Annotated in this window: 17 protein-coding genes; 9 read left to right on the top strand and 8 right to left on the bottom strand. The window is 48.4% G+C overall.

Annotated elements, in window-relative coordinates:
* Positions 1-7 precede the first annotated feature (7 nt).
* Positions 8-1612 carry an NAD(P)H-hydrate dehydratase gene (locus ACYQ8U_RS07605; protein WP_459944936.1) on the top strand — a complete coding sequence of 535 codons (1605 nt, stop codon included), beginning with the start codon at positions 8-10 and terminating at the stop codon, positions 1610-1612.
* A gap of 9 nt (positions 1613-1621) precedes the next feature.
* On the opposite strand, the gene ung is transcribed toward ACYQ8U_RS07605, so the two are convergent.
* The 8 genes from ung to ACYQ8U_RS07645 form a co-directional block, all read right to left on the bottom strand.
* A complete protein-coding gene (ung, locus tag ACYQ8U_RS07610; protein ID WP_459944937.1) occupies positions 1622-2326 on the bottom strand; it encodes a uracil-DNA glycosylase in 705 nt (234 codons plus the stop codon).
* Between the two features lie 29 nt (positions 2327-2355).
* A complete protein-coding gene (locus tag ACYQ8U_RS07615) occupies positions 2356-3579 on the bottom strand; it encodes a chemotaxis protein CheB (protein ID WP_459944938.1) in 1224 nt (407 codons plus the stop codon).
* Positions 3580-3620: 41 nt separating this feature from the next.
* Positions 3621-4289 carry a nicotinate (nicotinamide) nucleotide adenylyltransferase gene (gene nadD, locus ACYQ8U_RS07620; RefSeq protein ID WP_459944939.1) on the bottom strand — a complete coding sequence of 223 codons (669 nt, stop codon included), beginning with the start codon at positions 4287-4289 and terminating at the stop codon, positions 3621-3623.
* On the bottom strand, positions 4286-5542 hold the full coding sequence (locus ACYQ8U_RS07625) for a glutamate-5-semialdehyde dehydrogenase (protein WP_459944940.1): 1257 nt from the start codon (positions 5540-5542) through the stop codon (positions 4286-4288). Before ACYQ8U_RS07625 ends, nadD begins: the two co-directional genes overlap by 4 nt.
* Before the next feature lie 62 nt (positions 5543-5604).
* Positions 5605-6609, bottom strand: a complete 1005-nt coding sequence (obgE, locus tag ACYQ8U_RS07630; RefSeq protein WP_459944941.1) for a GTPase ObgE — start codon at positions 6607-6609, stop codon at positions 5605-5607.
* Positions 6610-6849: 240 nt separating this feature from the next.
* A complete protein-coding gene (gene rpmA / locus ACYQ8U_RS07635) occupies positions 6850-7107 on the bottom strand; it encodes a 50S ribosomal protein L27 (protein WP_136812474.1) in 258 nt (85 codons plus the stop codon).
* Positions 7108-7184: 77 nt separating this feature from the next.
* Positions 7185-7496, bottom strand: a complete 312-nt coding sequence (gene rplU, locus ACYQ8U_RS07640) for a 50S ribosomal protein L21 (protein WP_459944942.1) — start codon at positions 7494-7496, stop codon at positions 7185-7187.
* A gap of 291 nt (positions 7497-7787) precedes the next feature.
* A complete protein-coding gene (locus tag ACYQ8U_RS07645; RefSeq protein ID WP_459944943.1) occupies positions 7788-8234 on the bottom strand; it encodes an AP2 domain-containing protein in 447 nt (148 codons plus the stop codon).
* A 288-nt stretch (positions 8235-8522) separates the two neighbouring features.
* Here ACYQ8U_RS07645 and ACYQ8U_RS07650 point away from each other — a divergent pair, with 288 nt between their 5' ends.
* The 8 genes from ACYQ8U_RS07650 to lptE all read left to right on the top strand — a co-directional run bounded on the left by ACYQ8U_RS07650 (position 8523) and on the right by lptE (position 16178).
* Entirely contained in the window at positions 8523-8918 is a 396-nt protein-coding gene (locus ACYQ8U_RS07650) for a MazG nucleotide pyrophosphohydrolase domain-containing protein (protein ID WP_459944944.1), read from the top strand.
* Positions 8919-9128: 210 nt separating this feature from the next.
* Entirely contained in the window at positions 9129-9551 is a 423-nt protein-coding gene (gene rpsF / locus ACYQ8U_RS07655; RefSeq protein WP_459944945.1) for a 30S ribosomal protein S6, read from the top strand.
* Positions 9552-9599: 48 nt separating this feature from the next.
* The gene (gene rpsR, locus ACYQ8U_RS07660) at positions 9600-9845 is read left to right on the top strand and encodes a 30S ribosomal protein S18 (protein WP_459944946.1); all 246 of its coding nucleotides are present in this window, start codon (positions 9600-9602) and stop codon (positions 9843-9845) included.
* Positions 9846-9874: 29 nt separating this feature from the next.
* Positions 9875-10837: a DUF2232 domain-containing protein gene (locus ACYQ8U_RS07665; RefSeq protein WP_459944947.1), complete on the top strand. Its 963-nt coding sequence runs from the start codon at positions 9875-9877 to the stop codon at positions 10835-10837.
* Positions 10838-10920: 83 nt separating this feature from the next.
* Positions 10921-11373, top strand: coding sequence for a 50S ribosomal protein L9 (gene rplI / locus ACYQ8U_RS07670; RefSeq protein WP_459944948.1), 453 nt, complete (start codon positions 10921-10923; stop codon positions 11371-11373).
* A gap of 242 nt (positions 11374-11615) precedes the next feature.
* Positions 11616-13001 (top strand): replicative DNA helicase, encoded by a 1386-nt coding sequence (dnaB, locus tag ACYQ8U_RS07675; protein ID WP_459945016.1) that lies wholly within the window; start codon positions 11616-11618, stop codon positions 12999-13001.
* A 92-nt stretch (positions 13002-13093) separates the two neighbouring features.
* The gene (leuS, locus tag ACYQ8U_RS07680) at positions 13094-15586 is read left to right on the top strand and encodes a leucine--tRNA ligase (RefSeq protein ID WP_459944949.1); all 2493 of its coding nucleotides are present in this window, start codon (positions 13094-13096) and stop codon (positions 15584-15586) included.
* 70 nt (positions 15587-15656) lie between these two features.
* A complete protein-coding gene (gene lptE / locus ACYQ8U_RS07685; protein WP_459944950.1) occupies positions 15657-16178 on the top strand; it encodes an LPS assembly lipoprotein LptE in 522 nt (173 codons plus the stop codon).
* The last annotated feature ends 62 nt before the right edge of the window (positions 16179-16240 follow it).

Below are 16240 nucleotides of genomic sequence, written 5' to 3' on the forward strand. Positions count from 1 at the left end.
GAACTCTATGAAACTGCCCACTGCCCTGGAAATGAAGAATCTCGATCATTCGGCGAGTGATTTTTTTGGCATTCCCAGTGTCGTGCTGATGGAAAATGCCGGCCTCGGCACAGTGAGGATGATCGAAAACGAACTGGGGCCCTGTGCAAACACCTTTGCCTTAATATTTATTGGTCCCGGCAATAATGGCGGGGATGGATTGGTTATCGGTCGACATCTGCATCAAAGGGGCTGTCAGCCGGTATTCTTTTTCCTGGTCAATCCAGATAGCCTCAAGGGAGATGCCGCGGTTAATCTACACATCGTCAAAAAACTCCGCTTGCCCTTTCATGTGGTCGACAATGCCGCACGGGTGGAAACCATTCCTGTCCTCTATAAACAATTGGAGTCAAGGGGCTTGTCCTGCCATGTTATCATTGATGCAATCTTCGGCATTGGCCTCTGTCGGGAGGTAACCGACCACTTTGCCGACACCATCAACCTTATCAACACCTCGGGTTTTGGCCATAATGCCCCGGTCGTTTCGGTAGATACTCCTTCCGGCATGGATTCCGATACCGGAAAAATACTCGGCACCTGCGTACGGGCGAACTATACGGCAACATACTGCTGTGCCAAACCCGGTCACTTCATCCATGGCAGCTCTTCCTTGACGGGCAAACTGGAGATAATTGACATCGGCATCCCCCGGGAAGCTGTTGACCGCGCCGACATAACCACAGAGCTCGCGACCGCCGACACTTTCACCACCCTGTCGCAGCCTTTGCGGCGAAAAAAGGCCTCCCACAAAGGCAGCCATGGACACCTCCTTCTACTGGCAGGATCGGCAGGCAAAACAGGGGCTGCCGTACTTGCGGCGAAAGGTGCTCTGCGCAGTGGTGCTGGTCTGGTCAGTCTCTGTGTACCGCATGATCTCAATGCTGTTTTTGAGACGACACTTATCGAGGCGATGACAGTTCCCCTGCCAAACAGTTCCCAGTCATTGTCGGTTGCCGATTGGCATGTCATCTCGCAAAATATCGCGGTAAAACAGGCAGTCGTCCTTGGACCCGGCATTGGCAAAGATCCGGATACCGCTGAACTTGTGCTGAAAATCTACCTCACCGCCAGGTGCCCTGTTATTCTGGACGCCGATGCACTTACCCTTCTTGCCGGATATCGCAACAAATTACACTCTCCCGCCGGACCAAGGATTTTTACGCCACACCCCGGCGAACTGGCCCGATTACTCGATAAATCAATCGACAGTATTCAGGACAATCGACTGGAGGCCGCTCGCCTGGGTTGCGACCTGTTTAAAAACGACGCTCACGACATTGTGCTTATTCTTAAAGGAGCGGGCACCATAATTGCCGCAAGTAACGGCGCAGCCATTATCAATACCACCGGCAATCCGGGAATGGCAGCCGGAGGCATGGGCGATGTTCTCAGTGGCGTTATTGGAGCTCTGGTGTGTCAGGGGATGGCTCCCCTGGATGCTGCAGTGGCCGGTGTCTATCTGCATGGGGCTGCCGCGGATAGACTCTATGAAAAATGTGGCTCAGGCTTTCTCGCCTCTGAGGTCGCCGATATGATTCCGTATGTTGTGAAGGAGCATCTCGCCATGCAATAATCTCGTCCCTCACCATTCTATGGGCTGGATATGGTGCTTTTGGAGATACTCATTACATTTCACGAAGATTCCCGAGCCGAGAAAGCCACGATGGGCGGAGAGAGGTGAGGGATGACTGGTGGCCAGGATAAGATGTTTGCTGTGGTCGATCAGTGCCTTTTTTTTCTGGGCAAAGGCCCCCCAAAGCATGAAAACAACATGCTTTTTCTCCCTTGAAATAGTTGAGATGACATCATCGGTAAGGAGTTGCCAACCAAGATTTGCATGGGAATTCGGACGCCTGGCCATTACCGTCAAGCTGGCATTGAGCAGCAAGACACCCTGTCTTGCCCATCGGGTCAGATCACTGTCGACACTGACTTTTCGGCCGTTGTACACGCTGTTGTTCACTTCCTGCAGAATATTGCGCAGGGATGGCGGGACAGGAATTCCATTTTGTACAGAAAAACACAAGCCGTGGGCTTCGGGGCCTTTGCCGGGATGCTCATTAAAATAGGGATCCTGACCAAGGATGACCACCTTGGTTTGTTCAAGGCTGGTCAGTCGCATTGCCGCAAAAACATTCTCCCGCAGTGGAAAGATCCTTTCACCGTTTGTTGCATTGCCGTAGGCACTTTTGAGCAATTCTTTATGCAGTCCCTGTTGCATAAGAGGAACAGTTTCCTCCCAGAGAAGGGCTTTTTTTTCTTTCCCCGGTGTTAATCTACTGTCCATTTGCCTTATCCTGGACGAACAATGTGGCTTCAACCGGCAAGGCTATCATGTTTCGCCTGACAATGTTTTTGTCTGATGGTATCAACGATGCTATCCAATGCAGAGGTTTTTGATATATGACAATTTGTCGTAATCTGTCGACCCATGTTTTTACAATAACATTCCTCTTCATGAAGAATGACCTGCGAGCCCTCATTTTTCATGAGGATGGCTATACCCCTTTCGCCATCGTTTTCGTCGCCGGAAAGTATTATTCCAGCAGCCCTTTTTTTAAAGATGGTGCTGACTGATGCTAGAAGAATGTCGAGAGGGCCGCCTTTCAATGATCCTTTTGCTACCTTTTGCAAGGTCAGCTGGGCACTGTACGGTTTAAGACTCAAATAGTCGGAACCGGAGGCGATATAGCAAGTTCCGCCTTCAATATTGATACCCTCTCTGGCCCGTATCACTTTTATCGGCGATATCGCGTCAAGATATTCAGCAAATGCATTGACATGTTCACTGTTCTGATGAACAACAGCAAGTAACGCACCACCCATTTCGGCACCAAGCTGAGGAACTATTTGCAACAGATTAGAGAAACAGCCTTCCCCCCCGCCGAGAACGGAGATAAAGGTGCTGCGGCGGTATTGTGACTGCGCGGATAAACTCAGGTCTATGCTATCGCCGCACTGGGAACAGAGTAGAGGCTGCAGGGGCTGGTTTCTGGTAACAACGACTCCCTGACGGTTGCCGCACTCTTCACAAAAAACGATTCTCTGCTCGGTAACAGGTGCACAGTTTGCCGCTAATGTCGCTGTAAAGACCGGTTCTTTGGCTTTAATTTTTACCCGGGCAGCTCTTCTCACCTTGTCGATGAGCAGTTTTTTATAGGTTGCCACGTTGTTTTTCTGGAAAATAAAATCCTTGCAGACAAAATCTATGGCGCCATTTTTCATGGTATCAAAACATCGGGCGGTCCCTCGTTCGGTAAGACTTGAAAACATAATCGTCGGAGTCGGCCGATGAATCATCAGATGCTGCAGGGCGGTCATTCCATCCATCAGGGGCATTTCCATATCCAGAAAAATGACACTCGGTCTCGTTTTGAGTATCATATCCAGAGCTTCAATGCCATTCTGCGCCTCGCCGACAACGACTACATCTGCACAATCGTCGAAGATATCTCCCAAGAATTTACGAAACACCAGCGAGTCGTCGACAATGAGTAGCGATATTTTTGCCGGAATCGGCCATTTTTGTTCTGTTTGCATAAAGATAATTCCACTTAGCACTTGCCGGACAATCTTGTCGGTCAAGGAGTTGTTCTTGCTCTATTCGCTGCATGATACAGTTTATTTTTCCGGATGTATTCAAGAACTGCTTCAGGCAGGAAACGGTCAACTGGCGCTCCTTTTTCGATCATCGTCCTGATAGCTGAGGAACTGTGGTCATCAGGTGTCCTTTTTAAAATATGGATATCCTGTTTACCATAGCCGGCCGTCCAGAGTCCATCATCGGGCTTATATCCCAAATTTTTTAGCAGCAGTGTCAGCTGGTCAACATTATATCCTTTTCTCAAGGCGAGAAGAATATTCACCGACTGGAGAATCTGCTGATGTGATTTCCAGGTGAGAAAATCAAGAAAGGCATCGGCGCCAATCATAAAATACAACCGACAATCAACTTCATAATGCTTCTGAAGCACTTTCAGGGTATCAATGGTATAGGATGGTTTTGGCAGTCTTTCTTCTATGGCATTACACTCAAAACTGGGTATACCCTGTCCGGCCAGGATGAGCATAGCCAGTCTATGTCGAAACGATGTTATCGAAGCGCCGTTTTTATGGGGGGGCTCGGCCGAAGGAATAAAAACGACCTTATCCAGGCGGCATTCCTGCAATGCCGCCTCGGCAAACTGCAAATGGCCGTAATGAACCGGATCAAAGGTTCCGCCGAGCAAGCCGATTTTCCGCCCTGTCACTCTCTGACCTGCCCTTGACCATAGACGACAAATTTCCGGGTTGTCAGTTCTTCGAGCCCCATTGGCCCGTAGGCATGCAGCTTGGTGGTACTTATGCCTATTTCCGCACCCAGGCCGAGCTGGCCGCCATCATTAAAACGCGTTGAAGCGTTTACCATAACGGCGGAGGCATCAATTTCGGCAATAAAACGCTGGGCGGTAGAGTAATTTTCAGTGATAATTGATTCGGTATGCTGCGAGCCGTACTGGCGGATGTACTCTTTTGCCTTGGCGAAGCTCTGAACGACCTTCACACAGAGGATCAAATCAAGGAATTCGGTGCCCCAGTCCTCTTCCCCGGCGGGTTGCACCTTACTTGAAATTTTCACACTCTGCGGACATCCGCGCAGCTCAACGCCTAGATTAACGAGGGCGTTGGCTATCGTCGGCAGGAATTTATCCGCGACATCGCTGTGAATAAGCAGTCCTTCGAGGGCGTTGCATACTCCCGGACGATGGGTTTTGGAGTTAATAATCAGCGGAATTGCTTTTTCTAAATCGGCATCTTTGTCGACAAACAGATGACAGACGCCTTTATAGTGTTTGAGAACGGGAATTCTCGATGTCTCTGAGACAAAGCGAATCAAGCCTTCGCCGCCACGGGGGATGACAAGATCTATCTGCGCATCCAGGGTCAGCAGATGATTGATCGCCTGGCGATCGGTTACGGGGATAATCTGCACTGCATTTTGGTCAATGTCGTGCATGCTCAGTGCCTGCTGGAGAATCGCGGCAAGGGCCAGGTTGGAATGGATAGCCTCTGATCCTCCGCGCAGTATTATTGCATTGCCGGTCTTGAGACAGAGTGCGGCCGCGTCCACGGTAACGTTGGGACGGGATTCATAGATCATGGCAATCACCCCCAGAGGCACGCGCATTCTCCCGACCTGCAGACCATTTGGTCGCTTAACCAGATTTTCTATTGAACCGACCGGATCGGGCAGAGCGCAGAGCTCATGCAGCCCGGTGATCATCGCGTCAATGACCGCATCGGACAACCGCAGCCGATCGAGCATGGTCGAAGCAAGCCCCTGAGCTTGCCCGGCCTGCAAGTCTTTATTATTTTCTTCATGAAGATGCTGCCTTTGCTGATTCAGGAGTTCAGCGACGGTCGACAGAGCGCTGTTTTTGCTCTTTGTGGACAGTGCCATCAAAGATGATGCAGCAACCTTTGCCCTTTTCGCCAATTCGCTGACAGTTTGCTCAAGTTTCATCTACGTGTCCTTTTAGGTTTAAGAACATTGGCTGTCAATCTTCCTGTTTGCCGGGTCCGGGATCAGCCCTGCGCGCTGTTGAGCTGCTCCAGGGTTTCTACGACGGTTTTCTTGAGAGAATCAATTCCTTCTCCGGTGACTCCAGAGACAGTAATAACATTTTGCCCCAATTGTTGGAAAGAGTTTTCCAGTTCCTTGAGATCTGCCTCGTCCATCAGATCTTGTTTATTTAATACCAAAATCTGGACCCTATCGGCAAGCTCCTCTTTATATTGGAGCAATTCATTAGAAATTATTTCGAAATTTTTCGAAACGTTTTCGTCAGCTGCATCAATCACATGAAGAAGCATACTGGTTCGTTCAATATGGCGAAGAAATTTATGCCCAAGGCCAATGCCGTCATGGGCGCCCTCAACGAGTCCGGGGATGTCGGCAATGATACAGGGTTTGAAATATTTATATTGCAATACCCCTAATTGCGGTTCCAGGGTGGTAAACGGATAGGAGGCGATCTTCGGATTTGCCGCGGAGAGGACGGACAACAGCGTTGATTTGCCGGCATTGGGCAGGCCGACCAATCCGACGTCAGCGATGAGCTTGAGCTCAATTTTCAGCCAGAATTCTTCGCCGAGTTCCCCATTGGTGGCAACCCTCGGCGTACGGTTCGTACCACTGGCGAAATGAGGGTTGCCCATCCCTCCGGCACCTCCTTTGGCGATAACGATCGATTCTCCATCCACCGCGATATCCGCCAGCACCTCACCAGTTTCGGAATTTTTAATTACCGAACCTACGGGGACATCAATAATACAATCTTTCCCCGCCCGTCCGTGCATATCTTTTCCCTTGCCGTGTACCCCTCGCTCGGCTTTAAAATGAGAACGAAAACGGAAATCAATCAGCGAATTCAGCGAATTCGTTGCCCGAATTATGACACTGCCGCCTCGCCCTCCGTCGCCACCGTTCGGCCCACCTTTGGGAACAAATTTTTCTCTGTGGAAACTTACACACCCGTTACCGCCATCCCCTGCTTTCACAAAGAATTTTGCTTCATCAATAAATGCCATCACGCTACCCACAGGATTTCGATTTGCGAAATCCTGAATAAAAAAAACTCGACCATCAATGCATGATTGAGGTCGAGTTTAAACTCCCGGAGTATATTGAAAATTGCAATATATCCGGAAACGATATTCGATAAAACTATCCCCGACAAGCGGGCCGATCTGTAGTACCCGCTGAAGGGGTAATAATTTCCTCGGCGAGATTTTCTCGGACCAAACAAGAGAACATCTCCCGGAGATTCATCAGGCTACAGGATAAATGCTCACTCGTTTTTTGTTTTTACCAAATTCTTCGTATGTCACAACACCCTCAATCTTGGCAAAAAGCGTATAATCCCGTCCACAGCCAACGTTGGTTCCCGGATGAATAACCGTCCCAAGTTGACGAACCAAGATGTTACCGGCTTTTACTACCTGACCGCCGAATCGTTTGACGCCGCGGCGCTGTCCGGCACTGTCACGACCGTTTCTTGAACTACCACCTGCCTTCTTATGAGCCATCTCCCACTCCTTTTCTTCGACGGAAAATATCTTCCGTTGATATAGTATTGTACCCGTAATTATTACACGAATGGCAATTACGCGGAAATTTCTTCAATTTTCAATGCGGTGTACGACTGTCTGTGTCCATTACGCAATCGATATCCCTTGCGGCGCTTCTTCTTGAAGACAATGATCTTTTTTGCTCTTCCCTGTTCCGCTATCTTGGCAGTGACCTTCGCATTTTCCAGAACGGGTTGACCAACTTTCACATCGTCTCCGGAGACAACCATGAGCACATCAAGTAAATCTACATTGTCACCAACATTGCCTTCGAGTTTCTCCACCCGAACCTGATCACCACACGCGACTTGATATTGTTTTCCACCTGTACGAACTATAGCATACATATATGAACCTCTTTGAGTAAATCTTCTCTATTGTCGAAAGAACCATGTAACATCACAAGAACCCGGTACTTAACCTGAATGTGCTGTTATTGTCAACACAATTCAAACGTTGTCCGGTATTTTTGATGTTCCCACGGTTTCCAGGTGAAAAAACAGCAAGTGGATATTCAGCCTACGGCTGATGCCTTCATTCAGTGTTACGGTGTAGTGCGACTGACTCTTTTGACCTGTCGATTGTCCTGCAAAAGGGCGTACTGCTCATCGAACCTGTGTATCTACTCTAAAAACATATTAACCGCCGTATTCCAGACGGGCTTTCTCTTTCTCTGCACGAATCGAACAAGCCCTTGAAAAAGCAGCTTTTTTTCCATGTTTTGAGATAGAAACAGACGTTTTCCCCTGCTTGCCCTGATGTGTCACCCAACTTACTTCATACCTGTTGAGTTTATCATTGAGTCGAACTCCGACAACACCGGTCCCTGAATTGCTGACAGTAACCATATGCTTGTTTGTCCTGACCTTGCCAAGTTTTTTTTCTGTCTTATCGCGCCAGGTAATTGCCGATAACAGGCTGGAGTATCGCCCACCGCATTTTCTGTCCGAAAAGAACTTTGAATGGGTTCTTCCTAAAAATCTTACCCTGACATACCACCCATGAGTTCTTTTTGACTCCTGGTCTATTCTTGCGATATCTTTATGCTTTTCAAGGAGAAGCTTTTGTCTTTTATCGTCTTCCATGAACTTACCTCAATATTGTGTTAGTACTCATTTTTCAGTGAGGGAACCTTCTCCCTCATTACAAGCGCACATTTTCAAACAAATGTACATTTTCAAAAAAGATGGTATCGTGTGTAAGCAAATGCACAAAACCTGACAACACCTTCCAGCAAAGCTAAGTAGTTCGTTAGGAGTGGAATGTCAACTCTTTTTTCGTGGATACACCTAAGAAAATTGTATAATTTCTGCTTTCTTCAACTTTTTTCATTAAATTTTATCCCGTTACAAAACCTAACACCCGCAAAACAAATGACACAGTATATTCGTGAATTATCCGAACTCCTTTCCACCATCACCGCCCTCCGGGGAGAAGCCGGCTGCCCCTGGGACAAACGACAGACACCATTTTCTCTGCTCAAACACCTCAAGTCGGAATGTCAGGAGCTAGACAATGCTATCCGCAACGATGACCCGGTTAATGTCTGTGAGGAGCTGGGCGATTTACTATATATAATAATTATGATTGCCGAGATACACCATGATCATGACGAGTTTCAACTCTCCGATGTCATACGGACAGTCAACAAAAAACTTATTCGCCGACACCCGCACGTTTTTGCCGGCAAACCGTATGAAAACGAAGAACAACTGACGGCCCAATGGAACGCCATAAAAGCAGAGGAAAAGAAAAAAAATACCCTTTGACACAACCACTCCTGCTATGTATTATAGTCAGTTTTTTACTGAGAGGCAAATGACACAGGTCAATCCCCTGTGTCACCTCCAGTATATGCATAATAACAACGTGTTATTATGTCCTTCTTGCTCTCTGCCAAGGCTATTATCAAGTGCGAGGGCCGAAAATTGTGCGAGCAGCTGCTCGGCAAAAAAACATACGTCCACGAGGAGGAACGCATGCGCAGGTATGAAACAATCTTCATACTTCGCCCCAATATCGGCGAAGATGAGATTAACAGAGTTATTGACACCACCACTCAGATCATTCTCAATGAAAAGGGAACAATTCTTGAATTGAATAAGTGGGGCATGAAAAAACTGGCTTATCTGATTAAAAAGGAAAGCCTGGGCTATTATGTGTATTGTGACTTCGCCGGTACTCCAGCAGCTGTTGCAGAAATCGAACGAAAATTCAGGATTGATGATGCCATATTAAAGTATCTGACCATCAAGACTGCAGATTCCATGACCGAAGAAAACATTCAAGACGCACTGGCGGAAATATCAGCGAAAGCAACTGCCCAGGTCGAGAATGAAGAAATGGAAGAAACCGATTCCGACGATGCTGAAGAAGAAAATATCACTGAAGAAACTGAGTAAGAGTCACTCGGAAAATTCTGAAGATCTTTTACCCCGGAGGGTAATATCATGGCGCAAAGACCACAAAAGAAACTTTTTACTCGCAAGAAATCATGCCGGTTTTGCGGTGAAAAAGACCTGGCTATTAACTATAAAGATGTAAAAACGCTGAGAAATTTCGTTTCTGAGAGAGGGAAAATCATTCCTCGCAGGATTGTCGGCACCTGTGCGACGCATCAGCGTCAGCTGTGCGAGGCTATCAAACAGGCAAGGCAGATTGCCTTTTTACCCTACTCAGGATCAACCCAGGGATAACTATTCCGTTTATTTGCAGGGAATTCAAGGTGGCTAGTCAGGGAAATGAGCAGCCGAGTTTAGGCAGAATCATTCGAATCATTCTGTTTGTTTCGTTGGCTATAATGCTGCCGGGAGTGCAATGGTCTCTGTTTGGCTGGTCGCATTTATTTTTGCCTCTGCTGGTCTTGTACACTCTTGGCACGTATGGAGGATATACCGGAAAAAGGCTTCTGCTTACCGCAGTCGTTCTCTCTCTTATCGTCTATCTTCTGTTACGAAACTTCGAACTTTTTGTATTTTCTGCAACCCTGCTGCTTTGCGGATATGTGCTTTTTATATCGGCACAACGACAAGATTCCCCTGCACTGAGCGGGCTGAAAAGTTCCCTTGCTCTGGCAGGTGGCTGGATAGCCATCTTTACCGTGCTCTCTTTGGGGGCGGAAATGTCGGCGTATGCACAGCTGGTGCGTTCCCTGGATGATGGCATCGGCGAAGCAATAGATTATTACCGGCAAAGTAGCGATATTTCCGGTGACACTCTGGTAATGCTGGAGGCCACTCTCCAGCGGATGAGGGTTATTGTCCCGATGATAATGCCCTCCGTTCTCGGGAGTTTTATTCTGTTTATCACCTGGCTTACGATGGTGCTGGGCAATATGCTTTTGCTCAGAACCAGCGGCAATGCGCCATGGGTAAACTGTCGCTACTGGAAATTGCCGGAGAAAGTAATCTGGGTCGTAATCGGAGCAGGCATCTTTTCTCTCCTGCCGATTGAATTGTTAAGGCCCGTTGCGATCAACAGTCTCATTTTGTTAAGTATTGTTTATTGCTTTCAGGGCATGTCGATAGCTATATTTTTCATGCATAAATGGAATGTGCCCCTGCTGCTCAGATCATTTTTTTATATTATGCTCGTCTTTCAGTCATTTGGAACATTAATCCTGCTGATATGCGGCATAGCCGATATATGGTTTGATTTTCGCAAACTGAAACAAGAAACAGTAAATTGACCCAGGCAATACTATAAATCTGCACAGTGATACTGGTATCACCAGCGGATTTAGAAGACCTATATTCTCAGGAGTTTAATAATATGGAACTTATTTTAAAGAAATCAATCAGCTCCCTCGGTCTGGAAGGCGATGTGGTAACCGTTAAACCCGGATACGGTCGCAATTATCTTCTCCCCCAGGGAAAAGCCGTTCAGGCAACAGCGGCAAACCTGGCAATTCTCGAACAGAACAAAGCCGACATTGAAGCTCGACGAGCTAAAAATCAAAAACAGGCCGAGGATACTGCCAAGAAAATCTCCGGCTTGACTGTCGTTATCGAACAACTCGCCGGCGTAGACGAGCGACTTTTCGGTTCCGTCACTACTGCCGACATCTGTGCGAAACTGGCAGAGCTCAACGTGGAACTGGATAAAAAACAGATCTTACTGAATGAACCCATCAAGACCCTCGGGGAAACTAAAATTCAAGTAAAGGTCGGTTTCAACGTCACTGCTGAATTTACGGTAAACGTCGTTCCTCTTAAGACACATTAAGGTCTTTTGGAGCAGAGGCATCTGCGTCGGCAATACGCCGGCTGCCTAGCGACACGGCTTGCCGCCGTTTATACGAAAATGAAAACACACCTAGAGGCTTGACCTTCATGGTGTGTTTTTGTTTAATGTGCCATCTTTGGAAAACGTCGCCGCGGATTATTTTTTTCGGCGCCTATCGCCTCCCTGAGGGCCATGAATACATCTTCAGTAAATGAAGCACGATCTTTTATCTTTGACGAATGATGAATGACTTCAATCCATTACCCGACCCTGCCCGATCAATAGTTCCCTCAGGAATTCCGCCACAAAATGTTGAAGCCGAACAGGCGGTGCTCGGATCGATCCTTATCAAGGCCGACCTTCTTGGCGCCGTTCTTGAAATTCTTACTCCGCAAGATTTCTATAAACACAGCCATCGTCTTATCTATGAATCGATGATTGAGCTTTTTGAAAAAAATGAGCCGCAGGATCTCCTTACCGTCTCAAATTTACTGAAAAACATCAATAAGCTCGATCAAGCTGGAGGGCCGACATATCTGGCGTCCTTGACCTCGATTGTACCGGTAACCGCCAATGTAACGAGTTACGCAAAAATAATCCGGGAAAAGGCCATTCTGCGCAAGCTCATCTCGGTGAATACCAGCATCGCCGCCCGTTGTTACGAAGAGCAAAATGACATCGATGTGCTGGTTGATGATGCGGAACAGGCCATCTTTGATATAGCCGGGACAAAGGGCGATCAGTATTTCACCCATGTGAAATCGATTGTGCCAAAAGCCTTTGCCACGGTCGAACAGCTTTACAAAAGAAAGGAAATGATCACCGGAGTACCTACCGGCTATTCTGAAATTGATAAAATGACTGCCGGACTGCAGCGCTCCGATCTCATCATTGTCGCGGCCCGGCCATCCATGGGCAAGACCTCCTTTGCCATGAATATAGCGCAGCATGCCGCCCTTGTAGAAAAAATAGGTGTCGCCGTGTTCAGCCTGGAGATGTCTAAAGAGCAGCTGGTCATGCGCCTGATGAGTTCCGTCGGCCGCATAGATTCCCAGCGCATCAGGACCGGAAAACTGCGCAGTGATGACTGGCCGAAACTGACCAGGGCGGTGGGCATGTTATCGGAAGCGCCAATTTTTATCGACGATACCGCGGCCATCTCCGTCCTGGAAATGCGCGCCAAAATCAGACGGTTAGCGTCACAGCACGACATTGGCCTGATTGTTGTCGACTACCTGCAGCTGATGCGCGGGCGAAACACGGAAAACCGTACCCAGGAAATAAGTGACATCTCTCGTTCCCTCAAGGCCCTGGCCAAGGAACACGCTGTGCCGGTTATTGCCCTGTCACAGCTGAACAGAGGCCTGGAAGGCCGGACCGATAAACGCCCGATGATGTCTGATCTCCGTGAATCAGGGGCCATTGAGCAAGATGCCGATGTTATATGCTTTATTTATCGGGATGAGGTATACAATAAAGCAGAAGACAATCCCGAGAGAGGGTCGGCGGAAATTATCGTCGGTAAACAGAGAAACGGACCAACCGGTGTTGCTCGATTGACATTTATTAAAGAATTTACCATGTTTGAAAATATGAGTAACTATGATGATCAGCAAGGATTCATCTAACTCTGATACTATACGGAATTATTTTTACAAAAATCACAATTTTCCCAGGCAGTCAGGGGAATAATTTAACAACTGTATTTTGAGGCCAGCACATGACTGAAGAAACCGGCGGTTCGTACAAGTACGACTTTAAAACCATAGAAAAAAAATGGCAGACAATATGGGAAGAAGGTGAGGTTTATAACGTCACCGAAGACGACGCCAGAGAAAAATATTACGTGCTGGAGATGTTTCCCTATCCCTCAGGCCGGATACATATGGGTCACGTTCGGAACTATTCCATCGGCGACGTGGTGGCCAGATACAAACGCATGCGCGGTTATAACGTTCTGCATCCCATGGGCTGGGATGCCTTTGGTCTGCCGGCGGAAAACGCTGCCCAGAAAAATAACACCCATCCGGCCACCTGGACCTACGCAAATATAGATTATATGCGCAACCAACTGCGTCAGCTCGGTCTTTCCTACGACTGGTCCAGAGAAATTGCCACCTGCAACCCGAAATATTATCAATGGGAACAGCTGCTTTTTATCGAGATGTATAAAAAGGGCATTGTCTATCAGAAAGTGACCACGGTGAACTGGTGTGAATCTTGTCAGACCGTGCTTGCTAACGAGCAGGTCATCGATGGTGCATGCTGGCGCTGTGACGAACCGGTTTATCCGCGAAAGATGAATGGTTGGTTTTTTAAAATCACCGATTACGCCGAAGAGCTCCTGAAGGATCTCGATCAACTGAGTGGCTGGCCGGAAAAAGTACTGACCATGCAGCGCAACTGGATAGGCAAATCCACCGGCCTCACCTGTGACTTTGCCGTCGATGGTCTCGACTGTACGATTTCCATTTTCACCACCCGGCCGGATACCATCTTCGGGGTAACCTTTATGTCCATTGCCGCGGAACATGCACTGCTCGACACCCTCATAGCGGGTACCGACCGGGAACAGGAAATCCGCGAGTTTACCCAGGAAATCCTCAACCAGAAACAACGCCAATCGGTCGAGACGGAGCTGGAAAAAAGAGGCATCTTCACCGGCCGGTATTGCACCAATCCGTTTAACGGCGAAAAGATCCCCATCTACGTGGCCAACTTCGTTTTGATCGAGTACGGCACCGGCGCAGTCATGGCGGTACCTGCCCACGACGAAAGGGATTTTGAGTTTGCCCGGAAATATGATTTGAAAATCAGCCCGGTGGTCATCCCGGCCGATGTTGAGCTTGATCCGGAAAAGATGGAACAGGCCTCTACCGGTCCCGGTGTTTTACGAAATTCCGGCCAGTTCAGCGGCATGGATTCTGTCGCCGCCCAGGCAGCAATAATCGACTACGCCACAGCGCATAATTTCGGCGCAGCGCATGTCACTTATCGCCTGAGGGACTGGGGCATCTCCAGACAACGTTACTGGGGTGCGCCCATTCCCATGATCCACTGTGACAGCTGCGGCGTTCAGCCTGTCCCGGAAGGTGATCTGCCCGTCGTGCTGCCGGAGGATCCCGAGGCCGGCAGTGGTTGCCTGCCCCTGCACCAACGGCCTTCATTTATTGCTACCACCTGCCCCAAGTGTGGCAAGGACGCAAAAAGAGAAACCGATACCATGGACACCTTCATGGAATCATCCTGGTATTTTGCCAGATATGTCTGCCCGAGATTCACCGAAGCCCCCCTCGAAAAAGCAAAAGCCGCCTACTGGCTGCCGGTCGATCAATATATCGGCGGGGTGGAACATGCCATTCTCCACTTATTGTACTCGCGCTTTTTTACCAAAGTTCTGCGGGATCTCGGACATCTGGCTATCGATGAACCGTTCACCAATCTCCTCACCCAGGGCATGGTTATAAAGGATGGCTCAAAGATGTCCAAGTCCAAGGGCAATGTCGTCGATCCAAATGACCTTATTGTCGAGTACGGCGCCGACACAGTGCGGCTTTTCAGCCTGTTCGCCGCTCCGCCGGAGAGGGATCTGGAATGGAGTGCCCAGGGGGTTGAAGGATCTTCCCGTTTTCTCAATAGAGTCTATCGACTGATCCTGGCCTGCGGTGATATGGCGGAATGTTCTGCTGAGATTCCTCTACAATTGACCGAACCGGGAAAGGCGCTGCACCGTAAAACCCATCAGACGATAAAACGGGTCACCGAAAATATAGAGCAGAACTTTCATTTTAACACGGCTATCAGTGCAATGATGGAGCTTTACAACGTCCTTTCGGCATCTGTCGGCGAGCAAAAGCAACAGGACGTCGAACCCGAGGTTATCCGACAGGCGATTTCCGTTCTCCTGCTGCTGCTCTCCCCGATGGTCCCGCACTTTGCCGCGGAAATGTGGCAGCGGATAGGCAACAGCACTTCCATGGAAAGCCAGTCCTGGCCCAAATTCGATGCGGAAGCGGCCAAGGAGGACATGCTGACCATCGTTATTCAGGTCAATGGCAAGGTTCGCTCGCGCCTTGAGGTGGATGCCGACGTTGCCGACGATTTCCTGATAGAAAAAGCACTCGCTGACTACAACACGAAGAAATTTATTGACGGCAAGCCGATAAAAAAGACTATTGTCGTTCAGAAAAAGCTGGTGAATATTGTCGTTTGATACCAGGTTTTCCGGTTTGAATGTTCGTCGAATATGTAAAACAATTTCTTAACAACGAGGGTGATAAAAAGTGAAAACGGTCTGTCGATTTTTTCCCCTGCTGGTTCTGGCCCTGCTGGTTACTGCCTGCGGATACCATAATCCCAATGTCTATAGCGGGCCGGCCAAAACCATCTATCTTACCGAATGGAAAAATAGAACCAGTGAGCTGGGACTTAATTCAGAACTCTACCGATCCTTGACCAGATGGTTCCAGAAATCCGGTGCCATAACCACCGTGCGGGAAAAACAGGGCGCAGACCTTATCCTGGCCGGAGAAATCGTCTCTCTGGAACTGCCAAGTTTATCGTATGGCGAAAAGAGTAGAACCACCGAAGTAAAAGTACGACTGAAGGTCCGTTACATCCTCAAGGAAATAGCCTCGAAAAAAATCATCCTCGAAACACCAGGGGAGCTATGGACAGAGGAATATCTGGTGACAACCAGCAATACCGCAAATCGTGATAACGAGAGAAAAGCTCTGGAAACGATCATTGAAGACCTGTCAAAGAAAATTTACCAGCGCACGGTTTCCCGCTTATCGACCTTATAAAATAGCGGCAACCTCCTGAAAAAGCACGGCAGCGCCATTTTGCGGCGCTGCCCCTTTTCTCT

This window comes from Desulfocastanea catecholica (genome assembly GCF_054657295.1).